General features: G+C 49.5%; 21 protein-coding genes and 2 pseudogenes. 13 read left to right on the top strand and 10 right to left on the bottom strand.

Annotated features, from left to right (window positions below):
- Positions 1 to 22 precede the first annotated feature (22 nt).
- Positions 23 to 913, bottom strand: coding sequence for a carboxylating nicotinate-nucleotide diphosphorylase (gene nadC / locus DN748_RS16530; RefSeq protein ID WP_112372937.1), 891 nt, complete (start codon positions 911 to 913; stop codon positions 23 to 25).
- Between the two features lie 214 nt (positions 914 to 1,127).
- Between nadC and rlmH the strand changes: the two genes are divergently transcribed.
- A complete protein-coding gene (gene rlmH, locus DN748_RS16525) occupies positions 1,128 to 1,601 on the top strand; it encodes a 23S rRNA (pseudouridine(1915)-N(3))-methyltransferase RlmH (protein WP_112372973.1) in 474 nt (157 codons plus the stop codon).
- 31 nt (positions 1,602 to 1,632) lie between these two features.
- Positions 1,633 to 2,205, top strand: coding sequence for a non-canonical purine NTP diphosphatase (locus DN748_RS16520; RefSeq protein ID WP_112372936.1), 573 nt, complete (start codon positions 1,633 to 1,635; stop codon positions 2,203 to 2,205).
- Positions 2,206 to 2,240: 35 nt separating this feature from the next.
- Here DN748_RS16520 and DN748_RS16515 read toward each other — a convergent pair whose 3' ends face one another.
- The gene (locus DN748_RS16515) at positions 2,241 to 3,119 is read right to left on the bottom strand and encodes a phosphatase PAP2 family protein (protein ID WP_112372972.1); all 879 of its coding nucleotides are present in this window, start codon (positions 3,117 to 3,119) and stop codon (positions 2,241 to 2,243) included.
- A gap of 407 nt (positions 3,120 to 3,526) precedes the next feature.
- On the opposite strand from DN748_RS16515, the gene DN748_RS16510 reads away from it, so the two are divergent.
- Positions 3,527 to 5,248 carry a DEAD/DEAH box helicase gene (locus DN748_RS16510; protein WP_112372971.1) on the top strand — a complete coding sequence of 574 codons (1,722 nt, stop codon included), beginning with the start codon at positions 3,527 to 3,529 and terminating at the stop codon, positions 5,246 to 5,248.
- Between the two features lie 311 nt (positions 5,249 to 5,559).
- Positions 5,560 to 6,327, top strand: a complete 768-nt coding sequence (locus DN748_RS16505) for a carboxypeptidase-like regulatory domain-containing protein (protein ID WP_112372935.1) — start codon at positions 5,560 to 5,562, stop codon at positions 6,325 to 6,327.
- A 54-nt stretch (positions 6,328 to 6,381) separates the two neighbouring features.
- Here the strand turns inward: DN748_RS16505 and DN748_RS16500 are convergent.
- The 3 genes and pseudogenes from DN748_RS16500 to DN748_RS19145 form a co-directional block, all read right to left on the bottom strand.
- Positions 6,382 to 6,642, bottom strand: a pseudogene (locus tag DN748_RS16500) (TrmH family RNA methyltransferase); the annotation flags it as partial.
- A gap of 20 nt (positions 6,643 to 6,662) precedes the next feature.
- A complete protein-coding gene (locus DN748_RS16495; protein ID WP_112372933.1) occupies positions 6,663 to 7,028 on the bottom strand; it encodes a type II toxin-antitoxin system VapC family toxin in 366 nt (121 codons plus the stop codon).
- A complete protein-coding gene (locus DN748_RS19145; protein ID WP_161554590.1) occupies positions 7,018 to 7,185 on the bottom strand; it encodes a hypothetical protein in 168 nt (55 codons plus the stop codon). The genes DN748_RS16495 and DN748_RS19145 overlap by 11 nt, the downstream gene beginning before the upstream one ends.
- Before the next feature lie 348 nt (positions 7,186 to 7,533).
- On the opposite strand from DN748_RS19145, the gene DN748_RS16490 reads away from it, so the two are divergent.
- The 5 genes and pseudogenes from DN748_RS16490 to DN748_RS19390 all read left to right on the top strand — a co-directional run.
- Positions 7,534 to 8,238: an SIR2 family NAD-dependent protein deacylase gene (locus tag DN748_RS16490; RefSeq protein WP_112372970.1), complete on the top strand. Its 705-nt coding sequence runs from the start codon at positions 7,534 to 7,536 to the stop codon at positions 8,236 to 8,238.
- Entirely contained in the window at positions 8,235 to 8,813 is a 579-nt protein-coding gene (locus DN748_RS16485) for an adenylosuccinate lyase (protein ID WP_112372932.1), read from the top strand. The genes DN748_RS16490 and DN748_RS16485 overlap by 4 nt, the downstream gene beginning before the upstream one ends.
- 197 nt (positions 8,814 to 9,010) lie before the next feature.
- Positions 9,011 to 10,189, top strand: coding sequence for an acetyl-CoA C-acyltransferase (locus DN748_RS16480; protein WP_112372931.1), 1,179 nt, complete (start codon positions 9,011 to 9,013; stop codon positions 10,187 to 10,189).
- Positions 10,190 to 10,270: 81 nt separating this feature from the next.
- On the top strand, positions 10,271 to 11,020 hold the full coding sequence (locus tag DN748_RS16475; protein WP_112372930.1) for a C40 family peptidase: 750 nt from the start codon (positions 10,271 to 10,273) through the stop codon (positions 11,018 to 11,020).
- Between the two features lie 28 nt (positions 11,021 to 11,048).
- Positions 11,049 to 11,189, top strand: a pseudogene (locus tag DN748_RS19390) (helix-turn-helix domain-containing protein); the annotation flags it as partial.
- An 85-nt stretch (positions 11,190 to 11,274) separates the two neighbouring features.
- Here the strand turns inward: DN748_RS19390 and ettA are convergent.
- Together ettA and DN748_RS16460 are read right to left on the bottom strand one after the other, a co-directional pair.
- Positions 11,275 to 12,969 (bottom strand): energy-dependent translational throttle protein EttA, encoded by a 1,695-nt coding sequence (ettA, locus tag DN748_RS16465; RefSeq protein WP_112372929.1) that lies wholly within the window; start codon positions 12,967 to 12,969, stop codon positions 11,275 to 11,277.
- A gap of 272 nt (positions 12,970 to 13,241) precedes the next feature.
- A complete protein-coding gene (locus DN748_RS16460) occupies positions 13,242 to 13,421 on the bottom strand; it encodes a CAL67264 family membrane protein (protein WP_112372928.1) in 180 nt (59 codons plus the stop codon).
- A gap of 97 nt (positions 13,422 to 13,518) precedes the next feature.
- Here DN748_RS16460 and DN748_RS16455 point away from each other — a divergent pair, with 97 nt between their 5' ends.
- Together DN748_RS16455 and DN748_RS16450 are read left to right on the top strand one after the other, a co-directional pair.
- Positions 13,519 to 15,147: an acyl-CoA carboxylase subunit beta gene (locus DN748_RS16455; RefSeq protein ID WP_112372927.1), complete on the top strand. Its 1,629-nt coding sequence runs from the start codon at positions 13,519 to 13,521 to the stop codon at positions 15,145 to 15,147.
- Between the two features lie 86 nt (positions 15,148 to 15,233).
- Positions 15,234 to 16,862: a M1 family metallopeptidase gene (locus tag DN748_RS16450; RefSeq protein WP_112372926.1), complete on the top strand. Its 1,629-nt coding sequence runs from the start codon at positions 15,234 to 15,236 to the stop codon at positions 16,860 to 16,862.
- A gap of 73 nt (positions 16,863 to 16,935) precedes the next feature.
- Here the strand turns inward: DN748_RS16450 and DN748_RS16445 are convergent, their stop codons facing one another.
- The 3 genes from DN748_RS16445 to DN748_RS16435 form a co-directional block, all read right to left on the bottom strand.
- Positions 16,936 to 19,359 (bottom strand): S9 family peptidase, encoded by a 2,424-nt coding sequence (locus DN748_RS16445; protein WP_112372925.1) that lies wholly within the window; start codon positions 19,357 to 19,359, stop codon positions 16,936 to 16,938.
- A 156-nt stretch (positions 19,360 to 19,515) separates the two neighbouring features.
- Complete coding sequence (locus tag DN748_RS16440) at positions 19,516 to 19,860, bottom strand: type II toxin-antitoxin system PemK/MazF family toxin (protein ID WP_112372924.1); 345 nt, start codon at positions 19,858 to 19,860, stop codon at positions 19,516 to 19,518.
- Complete coding sequence (locus DN748_RS16435; protein ID WP_112372923.1) at positions 19,850 to 20,098, bottom strand: CopG family transcriptional regulator; 249 nt, start codon at positions 20,096 to 20,098, stop codon at positions 19,850 to 19,852. Before DN748_RS16435 ends, DN748_RS16440 begins: the two co-directional genes overlap by 11 nt.
- A gap of 223 nt (positions 20,099 to 20,321) precedes the next feature.
- Here DN748_RS16435 and rplS point away from each other — a divergent pair, with 223 nt between their 5' ends.
- Both rplS and DN748_RS16425 read left to right on the top strand, forming a co-directional pair.
- A complete protein-coding gene (rplS, locus tag DN748_RS16430; protein ID WP_112372922.1) occupies positions 20,322 to 20,672 on the top strand; it encodes a 50S ribosomal protein L19 in 351 nt (116 codons plus the stop codon).
- A 677-nt stretch (positions 20,673 to 21,349) separates the two neighbouring features.
- Positions 21,350 to 23,584: an NADP-dependent isocitrate dehydrogenase gene (locus DN748_RS16425; RefSeq protein WP_112372921.1), complete on the top strand. Its 2,235-nt coding sequence runs from the start codon at positions 21,350 to 21,352 to the stop codon at positions 23,582 to 23,584.
- Positions 23,585 to 23,714 lie beyond the last annotated feature (130 nt).

The raw sequence follows: 23,714 nt of genomic DNA, 5'->3' as shown, positions 1-23,714 counted from the left end.
ACGGCTACGGGATCCGCAACTATTATATAACATCGTGCACATCGCCCTCCTGTTCCCCGACAGCTTTCAGGCTGAGATCCATATTGTAAACCGAATGTGTGAGTGCCCCGGAAGAAATATAATCCACGCCGCATTCGGCATACTTCCGGATGGTACTTTCATCGATCCCGCCGGAAGATTCGGTCTGGCACCGGCCCGATATACGCCTTACGGCTTCCGCGGTTTGTCTGTAATCAAAATTGTCCAGCAAGATCCGGTACACTCCCTCGTTGCCCAGTATCTCGTCCACTTCATCCATATTCCGGGCCTCCACGATGATCTTCAGGTCTTTCCCCCTGGATTCGAGGTACTTCCTGGTCTTTTCAAGTGCCCTGCTTATCCCCCCGGCAAAATCGATATGATTGTCCTTAAGCATGATCATGTCGTACAGGGCGAACCGGTGATTTTCTCCCCCTCCTATCTTTACCGCCCATTTTTCAAGAGCCCTGATCCCCGGGGTGGTCTTTCGGGTATCCAGGATCTGTGCTCCCGTACCCTCAAGCAGTTTCACATACTTTGCTGTCTTGGTCGCAATGGCGCTCATACGCTGCATGGCATTGAGCACCAATCGCTCTGCCTTCAGGATAGCCTGCGAACTTCCCTTCACATAAAACACGATATCTCCGGGTTTTACCCTGGTGCCGTCTTCCATAAGTACATCGATCTCCAGGCCGGGGTCCACATGTTTAAAGACGCGCTGTGCAAAATCAACCCCCGCCACAATCCCGTTATCCTTTACCAGCAGCCGGGCTTTTCCCCTGGCGGTTTCCGGTATGCAGGCCAGGGAACTGTGGTCGCCGTCCCCCACATCCTCACGTATGGCATTGACTATGATCAGGTCGATCTCGCGTTCGAATTGTTCTTTTGATATCATCGGTTTTTCCGTTTGCGCTAAAATACTAATTTCCACCCCTCTTACAATCTCCTGCACCAGACAGGGGCCCGGGCGGTCTCCGCTCCGGAATCAAAGGTACGAACTGAAAACCGGTGAAAAAACATATCCCCCGATATTTTTTATTTGCCGGCAATACCCGCATTTGAACAAAAAATCCTTGCACGGTAACCCCTGCTCTGCTTACTTTGCCTTTATGAACATCAGACTGCTCGCCATAGGAAAAACAGACAGCAAGACACTGCAATCGCTGGTACAGGAATATGAAAAGCGGCTCGGGCATTACGTCCGCTACTCCGCCGAGATCATTCCCGACATTAAGAATTCGGCCAGAATGAGCGAAGCACAGCAAAAAGCCAGGGAGGGCGATCTGTTACTGAAAAAGCTTCAGCCCGGAGATGTGCTCATTCTTCTCGATGAAAAGGGAAAAGCATACCACTCCGTAGGCTTTTCAGAGTTTCTTCAGAAAAAAATGAATGCCGGGACCAGGCAGCTCGTCTTTGCCATCGGTGGACCTTACGGGTTTTCCGATGCTGTTTATGCACAAGCCGGGGGGAAAGTATCGCTGTCGCCCATGACCTTTTCACACCAGATGGTACGCCTCTTCTTTACCGAACAGCTGTACCGCGCCTTTACCATACTGAACAACGAACCGTACCACCATCGTTAGAAAAATCCGGAGGTACCAAAAAATACACGATATGAAACTGGTTTTTGCCACCCATAACCTCAACAAGTTAAAAGAAGTACAGTCACTGCTTCCTCCTGATATCACCCTGCTGAGCCTCGATGATATCAACTGCCGAGAAGACATCCCGGAAACAGCCGATACCATCGCCGGAAATGCCGTGCAAAAAGCGGATTATATCCGGGAAAACTATGGATACGATTGCTTTGCAGACGATACCGGGCTCGAAGTTGAAGCCCTTAACGGGGCGCCCGGAGTGTATTCGGCACGCTATGCGGGAGCAGCAAAAAATGCCGAAGCCAATATGGAGAAACTGCTTTCGGAACTGCAGGACAAGGAAAACAGGAGTGCCCGGTTCAAGACCGTTATCGCCCTTCATCTCAGGGGAGAGACCAGGCTCTTTGAAGGTATCGCAGAAGGGCAGATCACGGAAAAGAAACGGGGAGACCAGGGCTTTGGTTATGACCCTGTATTTCTGCCTGACGGATATACGGAAACTTTTGCCCAGCTTACGCTGGACACCAAAAACCGTATCGGGCACCGGGGAAAGGCCATCAGGCTTCTTATAGATTTCCTGAAAGGCTGAGATCAGCGCCGGTTATGCTTTACCCGTACCCGCCTTTAAAACGTTCCCACTATACCTACGGTCCCGGCACCTACATTAAAATTCCAGGAGATCCTGTTTTTCTTTTGCGCATAGGGCGAATCATACCTGGAATCCAGGTAGTGGTCTATGGCCTCTACCGTAGCCACACTGATCGCCAGGCTGAGCACCACGTCGGAAAGCCAGTGCGCTCCTTCCCATAACCGGGATACGGGAGGAATAAGCCCCACGGTATAAATTCCGGCCTTGGCCCAGGGGTTGTTCACAAGTTTGGCCAGGGCATAAGCATTGGTAAACGATAATATGGCATGCCCCGAAGGGAAGGAATGATAATCGGAATTGTCCGGAAAAGGGTCAAAAGTATCTTTCGACTTTCCCGTTCTGGGCCTTGCCCGTCCTACCGCCAGCTTGCTCACCTGCTGCAACAGCCCGGCCGTACTGGCCGAAGAGATCAGCAGTACTCCCGTACGCCTCCATTTCTCACTTTTGGTAAACAACCCGGTAAGATAAACAGCTCCCGTAAGCATATAATTGTTCTGGGGGCTGCCGTAATACCAGCCGTAATCCCTGATCACTCCGGGAACATCATCGGCCTGTCTCATAAAAAAATCACTGGTCTCCCGGTCGGCCAGAAATACCAGTCCCGTTCCGGCCATGACACCACCGAAAACCAGCCAGTCATCCCCTTTCCAGTGAAAAGGACGGCTATATGCATGCCCCATTCCACCAAAAATACTGGCACCGTCGTATTTGAACATCTGCCAGAAGGTTTGCTCTCCTGTCTTTTCTTTTTCGGAAGGTTCTTCCGGAAAACGGGTTTGGGCATACCCTGCAGTATCTGACAAATAAATTCCCAATACAGTGACAAACGAGAAAAACAGTATAATTACTCTCATAACAATGCGATCCTTTACCCTTACGAAAAAAGTGCTGCAATATACGATAAAGCAGTAATGATTATTCCTCCCTTCCCGAAAATTTTGGCCGTCCTCCCGACTCTGCCAACCCGAAAGGGCAGACAAATCCTTACACCTCCGCAGCCGTCCCAGGTGTGGAATACCAGGAGATAATCCCGTGTTTTTTAACACATAGAACAGGAATTGTCCATCTGTTCCTCTCCCCCATATTTTTGGTCCGGGCCGGAGACCATGCCTGCCAAAAGCAAAAAAATCATTGTCGAAAAACATATAACTATATCATAAACAATACCTTTAACTTCAAAAGCCGCGGTTAAATTATTGCCAAAAAAATAGTCATTAAACGCGAATAAAGAGTACCTTTGCCCCTTATTTTAATTTTATTTATGAACAGATTTGAACAATTAGGACTTGGCGAAGAGCTTTTAAGCGCTATTGAAGACATGGGATTCGAGACTCCCTCCGAAGTACAGGAAAAAGCCATTCCAGTCCTGCTTGCCGACGATACTGATATGGTAGCACTGGCGCAAACCGGGACCGGAAAGACCGCAGCATTCGGCTTTCCGCTGATCCAGAAGATCAATTCCGGAGACAAGACCACGCAGGGACTCATACTGTCTCCCACACGGGAATTATGCCTGCAGATCACCAACGAACTTAAAAACTATTCCAAATATGTCAAAGGGCTCCGCGTGGTGGCCATATACGGAGGGGCCAGTATCACCGAACAGGCCAGGGAAGTAAAACGGGGGGCACAGATTATCGTAGCTACTCCCGGACGAATGCAGGATATGATCAACCGCCGCATGGTGGATATCACCCATATCGATTACTGCATACTCGACGAGGCCGACGAAATGCTGAACATGGGATTTTATGAAGATATTTCTTCCATCCTCTCCCATACCCCTGCCGAAAAAAACACATGGCTGTTTTCGGCGACCATGCCGAAGGAAGTGGCTGCCATAGCAAAGAAATTCATGTCGCATCCCGAAGAGATTACGGTAGGCGCCAAAAATTCGGGGACCGATACGGTACAACACGAGTATTACCTGGTTCACGGCCGCGACCGGTACCTGGCCCTGAAACGCCTGGCCGACGCCAACCCGGACATATTTTCGGTAGTTTTCTGCCGTACCAAGAGAGACACCCAGAACGTGGCGGAAAAACTGATCGAAGACGGGTATAATGCCGCAGCGTTGCACGGCGACCTGAGCCAGAACCAGCGCGATATGGTGATGAGGTCTTTCCGGACCCGGCAGATACAGATGCTGGTGGCTACCGATGTTGCCGCAAGGGGAATTGATGTAGACGATATTACCCATGTGATCAACTACCAGCTTCCGGATGAGGTGGAAACCTATAATCACCGCAGCGGGCGTACCGGACGGGCAGGTAAATCGGGGATCTCCATGGTTATCCTGGCCAAAAGCGAATTGCGGAAGATCAAGGCCATCGAAAAGATCATCAAGAAACAGTTCGAAGCCAAGAAAATTCCGAGCAGTATGGAGATCTGCGAAATTCAGCTCTACCACCTGGCCAGCAAGATCAAGAACACGGAGATCAACGAAGAGGTAAACCACTACCTCCCGGCCATCAACGACGTGCTCAGGGATATCGACAGGGAAGAGCTGATCAAGAAAATGGTATCGGTAGAATTCGGCAGGTTCTTCAATTACTACAAGAAGGCCAAAGACCTCAACGTAAGCAGCAACTCCAGAGAAAACGCCCAGGGCGGTGACCTGCCCCAGGAAGGAAGTGTCCGTTATTTTATCAATATAGGCGAACGCGACGGCTACGACTGGAGGACCCTCAAGGATTTTTTGAGGGCTACCGTAGAAGAGCTCGGGCGCGACGATATTTTCAGGGTCGATGTCAAGGAAAGTTTTTCCTTCTTCAATACCGGTGCCGAATACACCGAAACCATACTGGGGATCTTTACGGACTTTAAAATGGACGGGCGTTTTATCAATATCGAGATCTCCCAGAATCCCGGTGGCGGAGGACGCAAAAACCGCGGCAAAAACAAAGGCCGGGGAAAATCTTTCTCCTCAGACCGCGGAGGGTTCGGCAAAAAAGGGAAAAAAGGGAAAAAACGCAAATGGTAAGCCACCGGAACCGGTTATTCCGTACCTTTCCCCTATAACACTGTAATACCGGCAGGGTCGCAAAGCATCCCGACCGTACAGATACAGACAGCCGTGAACCCTATATGGTGATTGCGCAACCCGTAAAACCGACGGTTCACGGCTGTTAATTGTATATTAAAAAAGTAAAGGTTTATCCTCTTTTTTAATTTTCGTTTAGTATTTTTAGCCCCGGGACTAACCCCGGTAAAAAGGGCTTTTCAGGAGAAGCAGGGTCCTTGTGAAAAGATCACGACACCGTCCTGAACCCCCCGGGAAAAACTAATTGATCCGTGAATAAGACCATTTCTTTCATTATAACCTTGTTATGTACTGTCTACTGTTTTTCACAGGAAAGCGGAAGTCTTCACGGGGTGGTATTCAACACCAGTACCGATGCCCCGCTGGACAACGTACACGTCGTGAACCTCAACCAGGTGATCGGTACGGTGACCGACGGCAGGGGGACCTTCGATATTCCTGCCAGCGCCAACGATACCCTGTACCTCTCCTTCCTGGGGTTTAAATCCATCAAGGTCAGGGTAACCAACGACATGCTTAAATTCGGCAACACCCGGATAGGGCTCACCGAGCTGGCCTATGCCCTCGAAGAAGTCGTGGTAAGGCCCTACAGGCTCACGGGATATCTCGAGATAGACGCCAAAAATATTCCTATCAATACGGCAGGCCGCTACAGCATTTCCGGACTGCCCAAGGGGTATGAGGCGGGTAGTGCCAATCCGGGAGCCATTTCGAAGGTACTCGGGGCCATATTCAATCCTGTCGATTTCCTCCATAATGTCTTCGGAAAAAAGGCAAAGGAAATGCGCAAACTGAGAAAAGTAAAGGAAAATGATGAAATAAGAAACCTGCTGGCCTCAAAATTTGACCGCGAAACCCTGTCGGAACTGTTGCAGCTCGAAAAAGTGGATATCGACGAGATCCTGAGAAACTGTAATTATTCCAAAGACTTCATACGTACCGCCAACGACCTGCAGATCCTCGACGCCATTCACGATTGCTATGAAGAATACAAGGTATTGAACCGTATAGACGAATAGCCAGGGTTCAATCTTCCCGGTAATACCTCTTCAGCACATCATCTATACTTAGGTATGCACATCCACCCACTTCTGGGCGCCCATGGCAATATTCTTGTCGAGCCGCTTGCTGAACCGCTCTTCTATGATGTGTATGTCCTGTATTCCGAAAACATCACAACTGCGTATTACCGCACTGGCATTGTGCATCTGGAACACATCCTGCATGGCTATGGTAAAATGCCTTGTCCTCCGGGACAGTATTTCCCTGAATTTCGCCCTGCGCGCTTCGGTTAAAAAACCCTCCAGGTATTCCAGTAAAGCCAGATCTGTCATGATGTATTTCTGAATGTTTATCAGATTTCAATCAGAATCAAGTCAAGTTCCTTAATTTTAGAAAAACCTTTGTCAGCTGTAACTAAAGGAACTCCATAAACCAAAGAAGTGGAAGCAACAATAGCATCAGGCAATTTAATATTGTATTCTCTCCTCATTTTAATCGTCTCTTCTTTGATCTTCGCGTTCCATTCAATGCCAAAACAATCACCTATAAGTCGTTTTAACTTATCTTCTTCAGATTTTGTAATTCCATTAAATCCCAGCAATTCAACCTCGGAAACGAAGGAGATACCAAAATCATACTCCAAAAAAGGTTCGATTATCTTATTCCCTTCATGAACATAGATCAAAAAATTTGTGTCTGCAATAAAATCAATCTTCATTTTCTCTTATTGCAATTTGATATTCTAATCCGTCAATTTTTCTTTTCAACTTTCCATAATGGTTGGCTAAGTTCCCTTTTTTATTCTTCCTTTTTAGCTTTTCAGTTAGGATCTTAGTCACGTTTTTGGAGTTATTTTTAGTGATTACTACCGTCATCTCCTTAATGTTTGTTTTAAGTTGAGGATATAAATCCTCGAAATTGTATTACAACTACTTTAGTTTCCATAAATTTTCATAGACAGCCACAGAAAATAAATTTTTAATCTACCCGACAGACTTGAACAAGCAATAAGAAACTTATTTATCAAATTTACCAATTATTTTAATATCAAATCCATTTCGGCTTATGATTTTAAGAACCAATACAAGTCACAACGGGTTCAGAAATACATGAATCCCATCGCTATCATATTAAACGTGAACGCCTGTTCGAACACTGTCGCTTTTTTTTTTAATTTTATCATCCCAGGGTATATTTTAAAACCTGGAGAGAATAACGCAGGTATGAAAACGAAAGCAGATAAAATAGTAGTCCTCACCGGTGCGGGGATCAGTGCCGAAAGCGGGATCAGTACCTTCCGGGATGCCAACGGGCTCTGGGAAGGCCACGATGTCATGGAAGTGGCCTCCCCGGAGGGGTTTCGCAAAAACCCGGCACTGGTCCTGGACTTCTACAACAAGAGAAGAAAACAGCTGCTCGAAGTATCTCCCAACCGGGCCCATCACGACCTGGCAGCCTTACAGGAGGAATACCAGGTATGTATTATCACACAGAATGTGGATGATCTTCACGAAAGAGCCGGCAGCCGGCATGTCATACACCTTCACGGTGAACTGCTAAAGGCCAGGAGTACCTTTGACGGGGACCTGGTATACGACTGGCGAAAAGACATCCTGCCCGGTGACTTCTGCGAACACCTCCACCAGCTCCGCCCGCATATCGTATGGTTCGGTGAAGACGTACCCATGATCCCCGCCGCCATTGCGGAAATTTCGCAGGCAGATATCGTCATGGTCATAGGCACCTCCATGCAGGTCTATCCCGCAGCCGGGCTTATCGGTTATGCCCCCGGGGGGATTCCCGTATACTTTATAGACCCTGCCCCCAATATCGATACCAGAAGCTTTCCCGGGCTTATCGTAATCCCCGAAAAGGCCACTACCGGCGTAGCCCGGGCCATTACACACCTCAAAACACCAGATCGATGAGCAATCTCATTTACGACAAACTCACCTGCGTCAATGCCCTGAGAGAAAACCGGAAAAAACTCTCCGACGAGGTCCTGGCCACCCCTGCCCTCTTCCCCGAACTGCTGGCAGCCTGTTTTTCCGGCGATCCGCAGTATGCTGCAAAAGCCGCATGGGTGTTGGAATTCGTATGTATTAAAAAACCGGACCGGATACTCCCCCATATCGACATTTTTATCGGCGGGCTCCGGTCGCTGAAAGCCGACGGCGCCAAACGTTCCTGCGGGAAAATATGCGAGTTGCTGTGTGACCGTTACTTTGACCGCAAACCGAACACTGTGAAAAAACGACTTACCCGCCAGCACCTGAATACGCTTGCCGAAGTGTGCTTTGACTGGCTGATAGCCGATGAAAAGGTAGCCCTGAAAGCGTATGCCATGCACTGCCTGTACCTCCTCGGTACCAGGATATCCTGGATACATCCGCAATTGCGCCCCGTCCTGGAACAGGGCTATCACCACCACACTGCGGCATACCGGTCGAGGGCAAAAAAAATCCTCCGGAAATGTCCGAAAAACATCGAAACGGGTGAATAACCGCATTTAAAGACCGGACTAATAGCCCGATTTTCTTTAAATTCGCATGGTAGACCTTTCCGGCGGGAAAAGTCAGCAAACCCACAAAGGCTATCCCCGGGCTGTTTCCGGGAAAAACAAAAATACGGGGCAAAAGGAATATGCGAAGGGACGGGCGGAGTGAACCGAATACACACTAAACACTAAAATAGCGAAAAATGTCAAAAAAAGTAGTTATCGTATCGGCGGTACGGACCCCTATCGGGAGTTTTCTGGGAGGGCTTTCGGGCATCCCGGCCCCAAAACTGGGGGCCCTGGCCATAAAGGGAGCGCTGGAAAAAATAAACCTCGACCCCGCCCTGGTCGATGAAGTCCTTATGGGCAATGTGGTGCAGGCTGGCAACGGCCAGGCCCCCGCAAGACAGGCAGCCATATTTGCCGGTATACCCAGCAGTACCCCGTGTACTACCGTAAACAAGGTCTGCGCCAGTGGTATGAAAGCCGTAATGCAGGCCGCCCAGGCCATAGCTCTGGGCGATGCACAGGTGGTCGTGGCCGGAGGCATGGAAAACATGAGCGCCATTCCACATTACGTACACATGAGAAAAGGCGTCAAATTCGGCCCGGCCACCCTGGAAGACGGTATGCAGAAAGACGGCCTTACCGATGCTTACGACCACAATGCCATGGGCGTCTGCGGCGATGCCTGCGCAGCGGAATACGGTTTCTCGCGGGAAGACCAGGACCACTTTGCCATACAGTCGTACCAAAGATCGGCCGGCGCGTGGAAAGAGGGAAAATTTGCCGACGAAGTAATCCCGGTAGAAGTTCCTCAGCGCAAGGGAGACCCGGTAGTCATCCGTGAAGACGAAGAATACAAAAATGTGATCCTGGAAAAGATCCCTTCGCTGCGCCCTGCATTTACCAAAGACGGTACCGTAACCGCGGCCAATGCCTCCACCATCAACGACGGGGCTGCCGCCCTGGTACTGATGAGTGAGGACAAGGCCCTGGAACTCGGGCTTACTCCCCTTGCGGTGGTCAGGGGATATGCCGATGCCGCACAGGAACCGGAATGGTTTACCACTGCCCCGGCAAAAGCCCTTCCCAAAGCATTGGACAAGGCTGGAATAGCACTGGAAGAGGTCGATTATTTCGAGTTTAACGAAGCTTTTTCGGTAGTAGGCCTCGCCAATATGAAGATACTCGGGCTGAGTGCCGACCGGGTCAATGTAAACGGAGGAGCGGTATCACTGGGACATCCGCTGGGATGCTCGGGAGCCAGGATACTGGTTACCCTGATCCACGTGCTGAAACAGAACAATGCAAAAACCGGTGCCGCCGCCATCTGTAACGGAGGCGGAGGCGCCTCGGCACTTATCGTGGAAAGGCCGTAAACAAACAGTATCATCCCGGGAGTATTCCGGAAACTCCCGGGGGATATATACCCCGGAAATTAAAAACTGATTTTATCATACATGCAATACGGAATTTGTAATCTCAGTGTCGTTCCCCTGCGGTCAACCCCTTCAGACCATGCCGAACTCAGCTCACAGGTACTGTACGGGGAGCACTTCAAGGTACTTGAAAAACAGAAATACCGGAGCAGGATCCGGCTTGCATACGACCACTATGAAGGATGGATAGACAACAAGCAATACCTGCTTATCGAAGAAGCGGTCTATACCTCCCTGGACAAACAACCGCCGGGACTATGTGCAGACATGGTGGAATTCATTACCGATCACAACGGACAACTCATGCCTGTTCCCATAGGATCGCACGTAGGTACCGCCCCCCTGCTGTCCCACAGTTTTGACGGCAGGATACAGCAGACCGGCGACAACAAGCAGAACCTCATCCCCACGGCATACCTCTTTCTCAACGCCCCTCACCATCAAGGCGGAAAAACCCCCTTCGGGATCGATGCGGCAGGACTGGCACAAATGGTATACAAACTGAACGGTTACCCCCTGAAACGCGAAGCCGCCCAGCAGGCCACCCAGGGCGAACCCCTGAGCTTTATCGAGGAATCGGAGCCCGGAGACCTTGCCTTTTTTGACGATGACGAGGGCAATATCGTACATACAGGCATTATCATGCAGGACAATTATATTATCCACACAGACGGTAAAGTCCGTATCGACCGTATCGACCACACCGGGATCTTTAACGTGGATACCCGAAGGCATACCCATAAACTGAGAGTGATCAAAAAGATTATCTGACTTTAAAACATAAACTCTTTCGCAACAACAACTTGCGGATAAAGTAGGCACCACAAAAAGCTATATTTCCCGGATAGAAAATAATGCAAGTGATATCCGGCTTTCGACTTTGATGCGGATCATCAGGAAAGGATTGGGCGGGAGCCTGAAGCTATCACTGAATATCTGAGAGGCTATCTAAATAAAAAAGAGATCGAAACTGCGTTTATAAAAAAATGCTTTCCGATCCCTTTGAGTTTACGGATACGGGATAATTACTCCCTGATCAGCTTCTTGTACTTAATGCGCTTGGGTGTAACATCAGTCCCCAGGCGTTTTCGTTTGTTCTCTTCATAATCCGAGAAGCCGCCTTCAAAGAAATATACTTCCGAATTGCCCTCGAAAGCGAGGATATGCGTACAGATCCGGTCCAGGAACCAACGGTCGTGTGAAATGACCACGGCACAACCGGCAAAGTTTTCCAGTCCTTCTTCCAGGGCGCGAAGGGTGTTCACGTCCAGGTCGTTGGTAGGCTCGTCCAGCAGCAATACGTTTCCTTCTTCTTTGAGGGTCATCGCCAGGTGCAGCCTGTTGCGCTCCCCGCCCGACAGGGCAGATACCTTCTTGTTCTGCTCACTTCCCGAAAAATTAAAACGGCTGAGATACGCACGCGAGTTCACCTGTCTGCCCCCCATCATGACCAGCTCCTGTCCGTCTGAAAAATTTTCCCATATCGATTTTTCAGGATCTATATTGGCATGTCGCTGGTCTACATAAGCGATCTTCGCCGTATCGCCCACGATAAATTCTCCCTTGTCCGGTTTTTCCTCTCCCATGATCATTTTAAAGATCGTGGTCTTACCGGCGCCGTTCGGGCCTATGATCCCTACAATCCCGGCCTGCGGTAGTTTAAAATTGAGGTTATCGTACAGCAATTTATCCCCGAAGGCCTTGGCCACTCCCCTGGCGTCGATGACATTGGTCCCCAGTCTTGGCCCGTTGGGTATATAGATCTCCAGTTTTTCGTCCAGCTGTTTCTGGTCTTCGTTGAGCAGTTTGTCGTAGTTGTTCAGACGGGCCTTTTGCTTGGCCTGCCTTCCCTTGGGTGCCATACGCACCCATTCCAGCTCCCGTTCCAGGGTTTTCTGCCGTTTGGAGGCCTGTTTCTGTTCCTGGGCCAGGCGCTTTGCTTTCTGGTCGAGCCAGGACGAATAATTCCCCTTCCACGGTATACCTTCCCCACGGTCCAGTTCCAGTATCCATCCGGCTACATTATCCAGGAAATAACGGTCGTGCGTTACGGCTATAACCGTACCATTGTATTGCTGCAAATGCTGTTCCAGCCACAATACCGACTCGGCATCGAGGTGGTTGGTAGGCTCATCGAGCAACAGGATATCGGGCTGCTGCAACAACAGTCGGCATAAGGCTACCCTGCGGCGCTCTCCCCCGGACAATACCTTTATCGGGGTTTCAGGATCGGGAGTACGCAGCGCATCCATGGCAATTTCCAGCTTGGTGTCGAGTTCCCAGGCGTTGGTGGCATCTATCCTGTCCTGCAACTCCGCCTGCCGGTCCATCAGTTTCTGCATCTTGTCGGCATCCTCATACACTTCGGGCAGCCCGAACATATCGTTGATCTTGTTGTATTCGTCCAGAACGGTAACCACTTCGGCAACGCCCTCCTTTACGATCTCCAATACGGTTTTGCTTTCATCCAGCTGCGGCTCCTGCTCGAGGTATCCCACGGAATACCCCGGGGAAAACACCACATCGCCCTGGTAGTTTTTCTCTACCCCGGCGATAATTTTCAGCAAAGTCGACTTTCCCGAACCGTTAAGCCCCAGGATACCGATCTTGGCCCCGTAGAAAAAACTCAGGTAAATGTCTTTAAGTACTGTCTTGTTGGTACTCTGGTACGTCTTGGAAACACCCGACATTGAAAAAATGACCTTCTTATCGTCTGACATTATATGATGTTTTATAGTTTGTAGTTTCTTAGTTCTTAGTTCTTAGTTCTTAGTTGTTAGTTCGTTGTCATTGAAGTTGTCATTCAGAACACAGCGCAGTGGAGTGAACCTGCCTGCCGGCCAGGCAGGGAATCTCCCCCCACGATCAAAGGAACTTCAACAGCATCTCCGAAAGACCGCAGATTCCTCCTTCGTCGGAATGACAACTCCCGACTCCGGACTCCGGACTTCCGTCCATTTTCTCGTTTGCAAACTCACCATGGTTTATGGTTTCAAATTCTTCCTTTAAGCGCATTAAAAATCCACGACATGGCAAAAAAGCCGATCCCCGCCACCGAAAAACCTATGGCGTAATCCCGATACTTCAACACTCCCAGGAGCACCAGGGCGGTACCCACGAGAAACATGATCAGGGATGCCCAACCGAATATGGCATTTTTATTCATTCCCATTACTATCTCTTTTAAAGGGAAGCAATTTACGGAATATCCCCGGAAATTAGAACTTCGCGCTTCTTTTTGTATTTTAGCCACATTCTAATCGAAAGGCATGGACATCAACTTCAACAAGAACGAAGACCATAACAAACTGCTGGTATCGGAATACCGGAACAGGCTGGGCCGTATCAAGAAAGGAGGCGGACAGCAACGTATCGACAAGCTGCATTCCGAAGGGAAAATGACGGCGAGAGAGCGTATCGATTACCTGCTGGACAAGGACAGCCGGAACATAGAGATCGGCGCCTTTGCCGGAGACGGCATGTATGAGGAACACGGTGGCTGTCCGTCAGGAGGGGTGGTGGTGAAGATGGGATATGTAAAAGGACGGCAATGTGTTGTGGTGGCCAATGATGCCACGGTAAAGGCAGGTGCCTGGTTTCCCGTTACCGGGAAAAAAAACCTGAGGGCACAGGAGATCGCGATGGAAAACAGGCTGCCCATCATCTACCTGGTAGACAGTGCGGGGGTATACCTGCCCATGCAGGACGAGATCTTTCCCGATAAAGAACATTTCGGGCGCATTTTCCGCAATAATGCCCTTATGAGCAGCATGGGCATTATACAGATCGCCGCCGTAATGGGCAGTTGCGTGGCGGGAGGGGCCTATCTCCCCATAATGAGCGACGAAGCCCTTATCGTAGATAAAACAGGCAGTATTTTCCTGGCCGGAAGCTACCTGGTAAAAGCCGCTATCGGGGAGACCATAGACAACGAGACCCTGGGAGGGGCCACTACGCATTGCGAGATCAGCGGGGTTACCGATTACAAGGCAAGGGACGATAAGGATGCCCTGGATACCATAAAGAACATCCTGGATAAAACCGGGGAGTTTACCAAAGCGGGGTTTAACCGTACCGCCCCTGCCCCTCCTTCTGAGAACCCGGAGGATATTTACGGTATCCTGCCGCGGTCGAGAGCCGACCAGTACGATATGAAGGAGATCATAAAACGGCTGGCAGACCGGTCTGAGTTTGAAGAGTACAAGGCCGGCTACGGCAAGACCCTGCTTACGGGATATGCCCGAATCGACGGCTGGGCCGTGGGTATCGTAGCCAACCAGCGGAAAGTGGTAAAGACCAAAAAGGGCGAAATGCAGTTCGGGGGGGTTATTTATTCCGACAGTGCCGACAAAGCCACCCGTTTTATTGCCAACTGCAACCAGAAAAAAATACCCCTGGTATTCCTCCAGGACGTTACCGGTTTTATGGTAGGCAGCAAAAGTGAGCACGGCGGCATTATAAAAGACGGCGCCAAGATGGTCAATGCGGTGAGCAACAGCGTGGTCCCCAAGTTTACCGTAGTGATCGGCAATTCGTACGGAGCCGGGAATTATGCCATGTGCGGAAAGGCTTACGACCCCCGGCTTATCTTTGCATGGCCCAGTGCCGAACTGGCCGTTATGGGGGGTGCCCAGGCTGCAAAGGTACTGCTCCAGATAGAAAAGGCTTCCCTGAAAAAAAAGGGAGAGCCTATCACCAAAGAAAAGGAAGAAGCGCTTTTTAACGATATAAAATCGCGGTACGACCGGCAGACCTCCCCCTACTATGCAGCAGCAAGATTGTGGACCGATGCCGTGATAGATCCTGCAGATACCAGGAAATGGATCAGTATGGGAATAGAAGCCGCGAACCATGCCCCCATTGAAAAATCTTACAACCCCGGGGTTATACAGGTGTGAGAGGAAGCTCGAAGCCGGGAGTTCAGAACTAACAAACTACGAACTAAGAACTAAAAAACCATATCGCTACTAAACAAAAAATACTTATGAAAAGAATTTTCCTTCTGGCCCTGATACTCGCCGGATTTCAGCCCGCCAGGGCACAGCTTATGCAGGAAAAAGACAGCTACACCCGGGGCGATACCCTGAGGGGGTCGCTGCGTACGGAACGCAACTTCGACGTCAGGGAATACCACCTTGACATTACCGTAAATCCGGAGGCAAAATATATCTCCGGGTACAACCGCATAGTGTTTATCCCGCAACAGAAGTTAAACACCATACAGATCGACCTTTTCGAGAACATGGAGGTCGATTCTGTTATCTGCCACGGAAACCAGCTGGCCTATCGCAGGGAGTACAATGCCGTGTTTATAGATTACCCTTCCGGGTTCCGAAAAAACAGGAAAGACAGCATTACCTTCTATTACTCCGGGCAGCCCATTGCAGCCAAAAGGGCGCCCTGGGACGGGGGATTCGACTGGAAAACGGACAAAAACGGCAAACCCTGGATCGCTACCGCCGTACAGGGTACCGGGGCGAGTGCCTGGTGGCCCAATAAAGACCACCAGAGCGATGAACCGGAAAACGGTATGACCATTAAAGTTGCTGTTCCGAACGGCCTGATGAACGTTTCTAACGGAAGGTTTACCGGGAAAAAAGACCTCGGCAACGGTTATACCCGGTGGGACTGGAAAGTGATAAACCCCATCAACAATTACGATGTAGCCGTTAACATAGGTGATTATGTTCACTTCGGCGAAACCTATAAGGGCCTGGACCTGGATTTTTATGTGCTGAGTTATAACCTGGACAAGGCCAGGGAACACTTTCAGGAGGTAAAGCCCATGATGGACTGCTTCCAGGAAAAATTCGGGGAATACCCCTTTAAGGAAGACAGTTACAAGCTCGTGGAGACCGCTCACCTCGGGATGGAACACCAGAGTGCCGTGGCTTACGGGAACCGGTATATGAAAGGGTACCTGGGGCGCGATCTCTCCGGTACAGGGGTAGGGAACAAATGGGATTTTATCATCATTCACGAAACCGGCCACGAATGGTTCGGCAACAGCATTACCTCTTCCGATATTGCCGATATGTGGATACACGAAGGGTTTACCACCTACAGTGAAGCCGTATATGTAGAATGCCGGTGGGGCTATGAAGACGGACAAAAATATATCAACGGGCTTCGCCGGAATGTGAGCAACGACAGGCCCATTATAGGCGATTACGGGGTCAATAAGGAAGGCTCCGGTGATATGTATCCCAAGGGAGCCCTTATGCTCAATACCATCAGGCATATCATCAATGACGACGACACCTGGTGGAAACTGATAAAAGACTACAGCGAAACCTTTAAACACATGATCGTGGATACCGAGATGGTAGTCAATTTCTTCGAACACGAAACCGGCCTGCACCTGCAACCGGTCTTTGACCAGTACCTCCGCTACAAGGACATTCCCGTACTGGAATTAAAGAAAAAAGGGAACGGAACAGTATACCGCTGGGCAGCCGATGTAAAGGATTTTGACATGCCCGTAGACATCACCGTAAACGGCAGGGAAGAGCGGCTGCAGCCCACTACCACATGGCAGAAACTGGCCGGTGCCGTAAACCCCGAGGATATCGAGGTGGCTACGGAAAGGTTTTTTATCAAGGTGGGGGGTTAGGTTACTAAGTTATTGAGTTATTAGGTTATTAAGTGGAATACTCAATAACCCAATAACTTAGTAACTCAATAACTTACTCCCTGTTCTTCACATATTTCTCCAGCCATTGGTCCTGTTCCCACAATACGTGCAGCACGGATTCCAGGGCGGAATAACCGTGACTTTCCCTGGGCAGCATGACCAGTCTTGCCGGGGCGCCGAAGCCTTTCAGGGCATTAAAGTAGCGCTCGCTCTGCAACGGGTACGTTCCCGAATTGTTATCAGCAGCACCGTGGATTAGCAGGAGCGGGGTCTTCATTTTATCGGCGTGCATAAAAGGCGACATCCCGTTATAGATTTCGGGGGCCTCCCAATAGTTCCTTTCTTCACTCTGGAACCCAAAAGGGGTCAGCGTACGGTTGTAGGCACCGCTACGTGCTATACCGGCGGCAAACAGCTCGGAATGCGTCAGCAGGTTGGCCGTCATAAAAGCCCCGTAAGAGTGACCGCCCACACCTACCCGGTTACGGTCTATATACCCCAGGGCATCCACGGCATCTATGGCCGCTTTTGCGTTGGCTACCAGCTGCTCCCTGAACGTATCATTGGGCTCTTCATCTCCCTCTCCTATGATGGGAAATGCCGCCTTGTCCAGCACCGCATACCCCCTGGTGATCCAGTATACGGGCGAACCATAACTCGGGTAGGTAAACGAATTCGGGTTGGAAGTCGTCTGTGCCGCACTGTTCTTGTCCTTGTATTCCCGCGGATATGCCCACAGTATCATGGGAAGCTTTTCCTTCTTACCGGTATCATACCCGGGAGGAAGATACAGCGTACCGCTGAGTTCCAGGCCGTCATCCCGCTTATAGGTGATCACTTCCTTATGTGCATCCGCAATGCTGGTAAAGGGATTTTTGAAATCGGTAACAGGAATGGGGGCCATTCTCTTCCGGAGGTTCCGTATAAAATAGTTGGGATACTCGTTGCCGGACTCTATCCGAACGAGGACCTCGCCCTTTTTAGCATCTATAACCGCACTTATCTCTTCCAGTTTGTCGGTAAATGCCGACTGATACAACCGGTCTGTCTTAAGACTGGAAAGATCTATTTCATCCAGGAAAGGAAATTGTCCCTTTTCGGAATATCCTTCCCCGATAAGATAAGCTTTGGAACCCTCCATTTTCAAGACATTAACCCCGTATTCATTCTTTTCGGTCTCGAATTCGCCGGGATCGCTGTAGCTGTCCTGGTAATTCCGGTCAAACACTACCCTGGCCTCTTCTCCCGGGGCGGAAGGGTCGAATACGTAAGTTTTGGTATTCCGGTCATTCCACCAGTAATCCGTAAGTACGGCATAGCGGTTGTTACCCCAGGTGATATCGGAAAAACGGTTGATGGTCTTTACCAGGGATACCGGCTCACCGCTGAACGGGGCCCCAAGCGTAAACAATTCATCCCGGAAGGGGACCTCCTGTTCCGGGTCGCCCCCGTCGAGGGCCTCTACCCATACCAGGGTCGAAGGCTGGTCTGCCCTCCAGCTGATATTCCGTTTTCCTGTACGTGTCGCCATAAACCCTTTCGGAAGATCTTCTACAAGCGGGGTTTCCTCTACGGTCTTTACCAGCTTGCCGCTGGTGTCATACACCGCAGTAGTCATGGGAAAACGGTTCAGGGGAACGATATATGAAAAAGGGCGCTGTATGGTGACCACTTTAACATATTTTCCATCCGGTGAAAAGCTTTCGCTGCCGTACATGGCTTTTTCCTTCCAGAGCGTCTTACTGCCATCCGGGCCCACCTTGTAGAGTTCGGAGGTAGCCAGTACTTCAAAATTAAATTCGTCGTCCTTGTTTTTCAACAGGTCTTGGTATGTCCTGTTCTGGGCCAGAATACCGCTGCTCACGGTCACCGTAGGGCCGGCAGGAACAGCTTCCCCGGTATCTATAAGGGGAGGACGGTCTTCCGGGAGCATCCGTACCAGCAGCGATTTACCATCCCTGAACCAACTGACAGGATTGCCCATATTGGCATTGGCCGTGGCACCGGTCAGTTTTTTGGCCGTAGCCGATGCAATATCCAGTACCCATACTTCCACACCATCTGCAGTAGTATGTGTAAAAGCCAGTTTCTTCTCGTCGGGGGAAAGACGGAGATTGGCAAGCCTGGCATTTTCCGGCAGTCCCTGTACCGGGGTTGTTGCTGCAGCCTTCAGTTTTTTGATCTCGATGTTATTGTAATATGTAGCCCTGCTGGAGATATTGGTTTTCGGGTTAATGCGCAGGCCCGCCAGGCGCAGCTCATCTTCGGAAAGCTCTGCAATGGTCTTATAACTGTTGCGGTATAAGAGCAGCATATTTTCCTTCCTGCTGTCTGTAATCACCTGCGGCGGCCTTTTGATATCCACCAGTTCCACAATTTCCTGCGGTGGTTTCTGATACGTCAGGTGTTCCTGTGCCACAACGGGCATCATCAGGCCGGCACACAGGGTGTGGAGTAAAAATAATCTGAACTTCATATGATTTTTTTATCTATCTCTTATCCGGTCATAAAACTACGAAAAAACCAGTTCGGGCCAACCTCATACTTTTATTTTCGGTCAATGCCCCGTGCAAACCGTATAATTAATGTAATGACCGGGTAGAATCCGGGGGATGCCAGCGGGGTCTCCGGGTCAATACCTCCAGATATCGTCGAACCCTCTTTTCAGTTCGCCTAATTCCCGGTCGGAAATCCTGCCCGTCCGTTTTACCAATCGCTCTTTCGCTATGGAACGGATATGGAACATCAGGACCTCAGACTCCTTTTCCAGTCCGTTCCCCGGATCGGGCGCCAGCACAAGGTTGCCCTTGTAGTTTTTTATCCTGGAGGTAAGCGGCATAACGATAACAAGGTTCAGGTAAGTATTGAGCATATTTCCGCTTACGATGACCACCGGCCTGTAGCCCGACTGCTCGTTGCCCCTGACCGGATTCAGGTCGGCATACCATATCTCGCCCTGCTGAAAATTATTCGTCATTTTCCGTGCGTTTTATATCAGACAGATAATCCGTCATCCCCTCTTCCGCCATAAGCAGAATATCGGTATCTTCGGCCATCCTTTTATACGACTGTATATAGGCGGCTTTATTGAGCTGATCGAGATAAATTCTAAGGGCCTTTTCTATAAGCTTGTTTTTCGGGAGTTTCAGCTCCTTCGATTTCTGATTCAACTGAAACATCAGGTCGTCCGGTAATGTACTGGTAAATGTCATCATGGTGATTTATATTTAAAATATACAAATATAATTTATATTTATAAAACATGCAATAGTACGGAGGAGAGGTTGAGGGATCCGAAGCCGGGTTATTCAGGTAAACTTAATGAACAACAAATTGCTTAATTTAAAAGAAATATTTACATTTGCACCCGATTTCAGATCAACCTCTGGCGAAGGACGTGAATGTTGGTTCGAATAAACGTTTATAAATCTTTTAACCATGGAAGATCTTGTAAAATTTGTACAGGACGAATTTGTGACCCGGAAGGATTTCCCGGAATTCTCTGCGGGAGATACCATTACGGTATACTACGAAATCAAGGAAGGTGAAAAAACCCGTACCCAGTTCTTCAGGGGAGTGGTTATTCAGCGAAGGGGAAGCGGAGCTTCCGAAACCTTTACCATCCGTAAGATGTCCGGCACTGTGGGGGTAGAACGTATATTCCCCGTCAACATGCCTGCATTACAGAAAATCGAAGTAAACAAAAAAGGTAAAGTACGAAGAGCCCGTATATTCTACTTCAGAAATCTCAGAGGTAAAAAGGCAAGGATCAAGGAAATCCGAAGGTAATTTTTTGTTCCTTCGCAAAAGATCAAAAAGGTCGTCTTCCCGGAAGATGGCCTTTTTTATTAACCATTGTTAATAACCCCGGTTCATAACATGTTGATTTTTAATCTCCTGTTTTCTTTTTTCCCGTCTTATTTTTTCCTAATTTTATATCATAAACAAACCAAGACACGTTCTTTAATAATACACGCTGATCAAACGGTAGTTCCGTTGCAGGAGCAATTCATGGAATTGTCTTAACGGAACAGCGACATTGAAAATACCTGCATTTTCAATGATCGCGGCAATACCGGATCGCAATGATCCGGAAAAGCAGTTACCGGAAAGCGTGAGGAAATATTCCCGAAACAGGATTTCAGGATATTTCCGCAGGAAATGGTGAGACGGTCCGGCAACCGGAGTTTGCAATCCTGGTAATAATACCGGGAAAAACAACAACCGAAACACTGTTTCCGGAAGCCATATCATTACATGAAGTAGTGATATGGCTTTTGTTTTTTACAAAGACACCCTCCTTTTTTACGTTATAAGAAACTGTTTAAAGTTTCTAACAATTTCACCGTGTTTCCTGCCATTTTTTGAACCGTTTGCCCCCGCCATTCTTACATTTAATTGTATATTTGCTATCGCTTTAAAAGCGTCGAATACATATTTTTTCACACAAATTACCTTTCAAAATCATGTCGAACACACCCAAGATAATTTACACAAAAACAGATGAGGCTCCTGCCCTCGCCACACGTTCTTTATTAGCCGTAATTCAATCGTTTACAAAATCTTCAGGAATTGCCATCGAGGTTAAGGATATCAGCCTCTCCGGACGCATACTGGCCGCTTTTCCCGACTTTCTCACCGAGGGACAACGCGTAAGCGACGACCTGGCGGAACTGGGAGAGCTCGCCAGGAATCCCGATGCCAATATCGTAAAACTGCCCAATATCAGTGCCTCGGTACCACAGCTTGCGGCAGCCATCAAAGAGCTACAGGGCAAGGGATTCGCCATTCCCGACTATCCCGACGACCCTGAAAACGACAGGGAAAAAGAGATCAAATCCAGGTACGACAAAATAAAAGGCAGTGCGGTAAACCCCGTATTACGCGAAGGCAACTCCGACCGGAGGGCCCCGAAAGCCGTCAAGAATTACGCCAGGAAACACCCCCACTCCATGGGAGCCTGGACGGCAGATTCGAAATCTCATGTGGCCACCATGAGCGCAGGAGATTTCATGCATAACGAGAAATCGCTTACCCTGTCTCAAAACGATACGCTAAAAATAAGCCTGAAAAAAAATGACGGCAGTGTACAGGTGCTCAGGGAAAGCCTCCCCGTATTGAAAGGAGAGATCATAGACGGTACGGTCATGAGCCGGAAAGCACTTGTCGCCTTCCTGCAACAACAGGTTGAAGAAGCCAGGGCACAGGGCGTACTGCTCTCCCTCCACATGAAGGCCACCATGATGAAGGTCTCCGACCCCATCATCTTCGGGCATGCGGTAAAAGTGTTCTTTGCTCCTGTATTTGAAAAATACGGTGATTTGCTGGATAAGGCCGGCGGCGACCCCAATAACGGCCTGGGTGATATCATTGCCGCAGCCGAAAGCCTTGAGGAAGCAGACCGGAAAGCTGTTCTCGCAGAAATAGCATCGTGTATCGCCAACGGCCCGGACCTGGCCATGGTAAATTCCGACAAGGGGATCACCAACCTCCACGTGCCCAGCGATGTGATCATCGACGCTTCTATGCCGGCCATGATAAGAAATTCGGGACGTATGTGGAATGCGGACGGCAAACCCCAGGATACCAAAGCCATCATACCCGACAGCAGCTATGCCAGTGTTTACGAGGAAACCATAAATTTCTGCAAGGAACACGGCGCTTTTGACCCTACCACTATGGGAACGGTTCCCAATGTAGGGCTTATGGCCCAGAAGGCCGAGGAATACGGATCGCATGACAAGACCTTCGAGATCCCTGCAGACGGCACGGTGGAAGTTACCGACGGTTCCGGGGCGGTCATTATGTCTCACCCCGTGGAAAAAGGGGATATCTGGCGGATGTGCCAGGCCAAGGATGCCCCGGTACAGGACTGGATAAAACTGGCCGTAAACCGCGCCAGGGCCACACAGACCCCCGCGGTCTTCTGGCTGGATGAAAAACGGGCACACGATGCCGAACTGATCAAAAAGGCAAAACAATACCTTCCCGGGCACGATACGGAAGGGCTCGACATCAGGATACTTTCCCCTGCCGAAGCCACAAAATTCACCCTGGAGCGTTTAAAGGCCGGGAAAGACACCATTTCGGTAACAGGAAACGTATTGAGGGACTACCTCACCGACCTTTTCCCCATACTGGAACTCGGTACCAGTGCCAAAATGCTTTCCATCGTTCCGCTGATGAACGGCGGAGGGCTGTTTGAAACGGGTGCCGGAGGATCTGCCCCGAAACACGTACAGCAATTCCTCGAAGAAAACCACCTGAGATGGGATTCTCTCGGAGAGTTCCTGGCCCTGGCGGTTTCGCTGGAACACCTCGGGAACAAATACGGTAACGACAAGGCCATTGTGCTCGCCGAAGCACTGGATGTCGCTACGGAAAAATACCTCGAAAACGACCGTTCTCCTTCGCGCAAGACAGGTGAACCCGATAACAGGACCAGTCATTTTTACCTGGCGCTGTACTGGGCACAGGCCCTGGCGGGGCAGGACAGGGACAGCGAACTGAAAGCCGAGTTTACCCCGCTGGCCGGTGAACTGCAGAGCAAGGAGCAGGAAATCGTTGGCGAATTCAATACCATACAGGGCAAGCCCGTAGACATAGGGGGCTATTACGAACCCGATGACAAGCTGGCCGACAGCGCCATGCGCCCTATCAGTGCATTTAACGAGGCCCTGGCAAAACAACTGGAAGTATAATTTTCTTATATATTCGTAAAAACGGCCGCCCGGAAATTCCGGGCGGCCGTTTTTTTATCATATGAGGCCATTGATATAAAAATGGTTTTACATTACATATATTTTCCTATTTTAGCAACAACCAAAATAT

Origin of the sequence: Sinomicrobium soli (genome assembly GCF_003285545.1) — a bacterium.
In the GTDB taxonomy this organism is placed as follows: Bacteria; Bacteroidota; Bacteroidia; order Flavobacteriales; family Flavobacteriaceae; genus Sinomicrobium.
The sequence above is the reverse complement of the archived record's forward strand: the minus strand, read 5'-3'. Positions and strand labels throughout refer to the sequence as shown.

What these genes read in the sequence shown, in the direction of transcription:
- nadC (WP_112372937.1), bottom strand. Translation starts at nt 913, where the DNA reads ATGATATCAAAAGAACAATTCGAACGCGAGATCGACCTGATCATAGTC.
- rlmH (WP_112372973.1), top strand. Translation starts at nt 1,128, where the DNA reads ATGAACATCAGACTGCTCGCCATAGGAAAAACAGACAGCAAGACACTG.
- DN748_RS16520 (WP_112372936.1), top strand. Translation starts at nt 1,633, where the DNA reads ATGAAACTGGTTTTTGCCACCCATAACCTCAACAAGTTAAAAGAAGTA.
- DN748_RS16515 (WP_112372972.1), bottom strand. Translation starts at nt 3,119, where the DNA reads ATGAGAGTAATTATACTGTTTTTCTCGTTTGTCACTGTATTGGGAATT.
- DN748_RS16510 (WP_112372971.1), top strand. Translation starts at nt 3,527, where the DNA reads ATGAACAGATTTGAACAATTAGGACTTGGCGAAGAGCTTTTAAGCGCT.
- DN748_RS16495 (WP_112372933.1), bottom strand. Translation starts at nt 7,028, where the DNA reads ATGAAGATTGATTTTATTGCAGACACAAATTTTTTGATCTATGTTCAT.
- DN748_RS19145 (WP_161554590.1), bottom strand. Translation starts at nt 7,185, where the DNA reads ATGACGGTAGTAATCACTAAAAATAACTCCAAAAACGTGACTAAGATC.
- DN748_RS16490 (WP_112372970.1), top strand. Translation starts at nt 7,534, where the DNA reads ATGAAAACGAAAGCAGATAAAATAGTAGTCCTCACCGGTGCGGGGATC.
- DN748_RS16485 (WP_112372932.1), top strand. Translation starts at nt 8,235, where the DNA reads ATGAGCAATCTCATTTACGACAAACTCACCTGCGTCAATGCCCTGAGA.
- DN748_RS16480 (WP_112372931.1), top strand. Translation starts at nt 9,011, where the DNA reads ATGTCAAAAAAAGTAGTTATCGTATCGGCGGTACGGACCCCTATCGGG.
- DN748_RS16475 (WP_112372930.1), top strand. Translation starts at nt 10,271, where the DNA reads ATGCAATACGGAATTTGTAATCTCAGTGTCGTTCCCCTGCGGTCAACC.
- ettA (WP_112372929.1), bottom strand. Translation starts at nt 12,969, where the DNA reads ATGTCAGACGATAAGAAGGTCATTTTTTCAATGTCGGGTGTTTCCAAG.
- DN748_RS16460 (WP_112372928.1), bottom strand. Translation starts at nt 13,421, where the DNA reads ATGGGAATGAATAAAAATGCCATATTCGGTTGGGCATCCCTGATCATG.
- DN748_RS16455 (WP_112372927.1), top strand. Translation starts at nt 13,519, where the DNA reads ATGGACATCAACTTCAACAAGAACGAAGACCATAACAAACTGCTGGTA.
- DN748_RS16450 (WP_112372926.1), top strand. Translation starts at nt 15,234, where the DNA reads ATGAAAAGAATTTTCCTTCTGGCCCTGATACTCGCCGGATTTCAGCCC.
- DN748_RS16445 (WP_112372925.1), bottom strand. Translation starts at nt 19,359, where the DNA reads ATGAAGTTCAGATTATTTTTACTCCACACCCTGTGTGCCGGCCTGATG.
- DN748_RS16440 (WP_112372924.1), bottom strand. Translation starts at nt 19,860, where the DNA reads ATGACGAATAATTTTCAGCAGGGCGAGATATGGTATGCCGACCTGAAT.
- DN748_RS16435 (WP_112372923.1), bottom strand. Translation starts at nt 20,098, where the DNA reads ATGATGACATTTACCAGTACATTACCGGACGACCTGATGTTTCAGTTG.
- rplS (WP_112372922.1), top strand. Translation starts at nt 20,322, where the DNA reads ATGGAAGATCTTGTAAAATTTGTACAGGACGAATTTGTGACCCGGAAG.
- DN748_RS16425 (WP_112372921.1), top strand. Translation starts at nt 21,350, where the DNA reads ATGTCGAACACACCCAAGATAATTTACACAAAAACAGATGAGGCTCCT.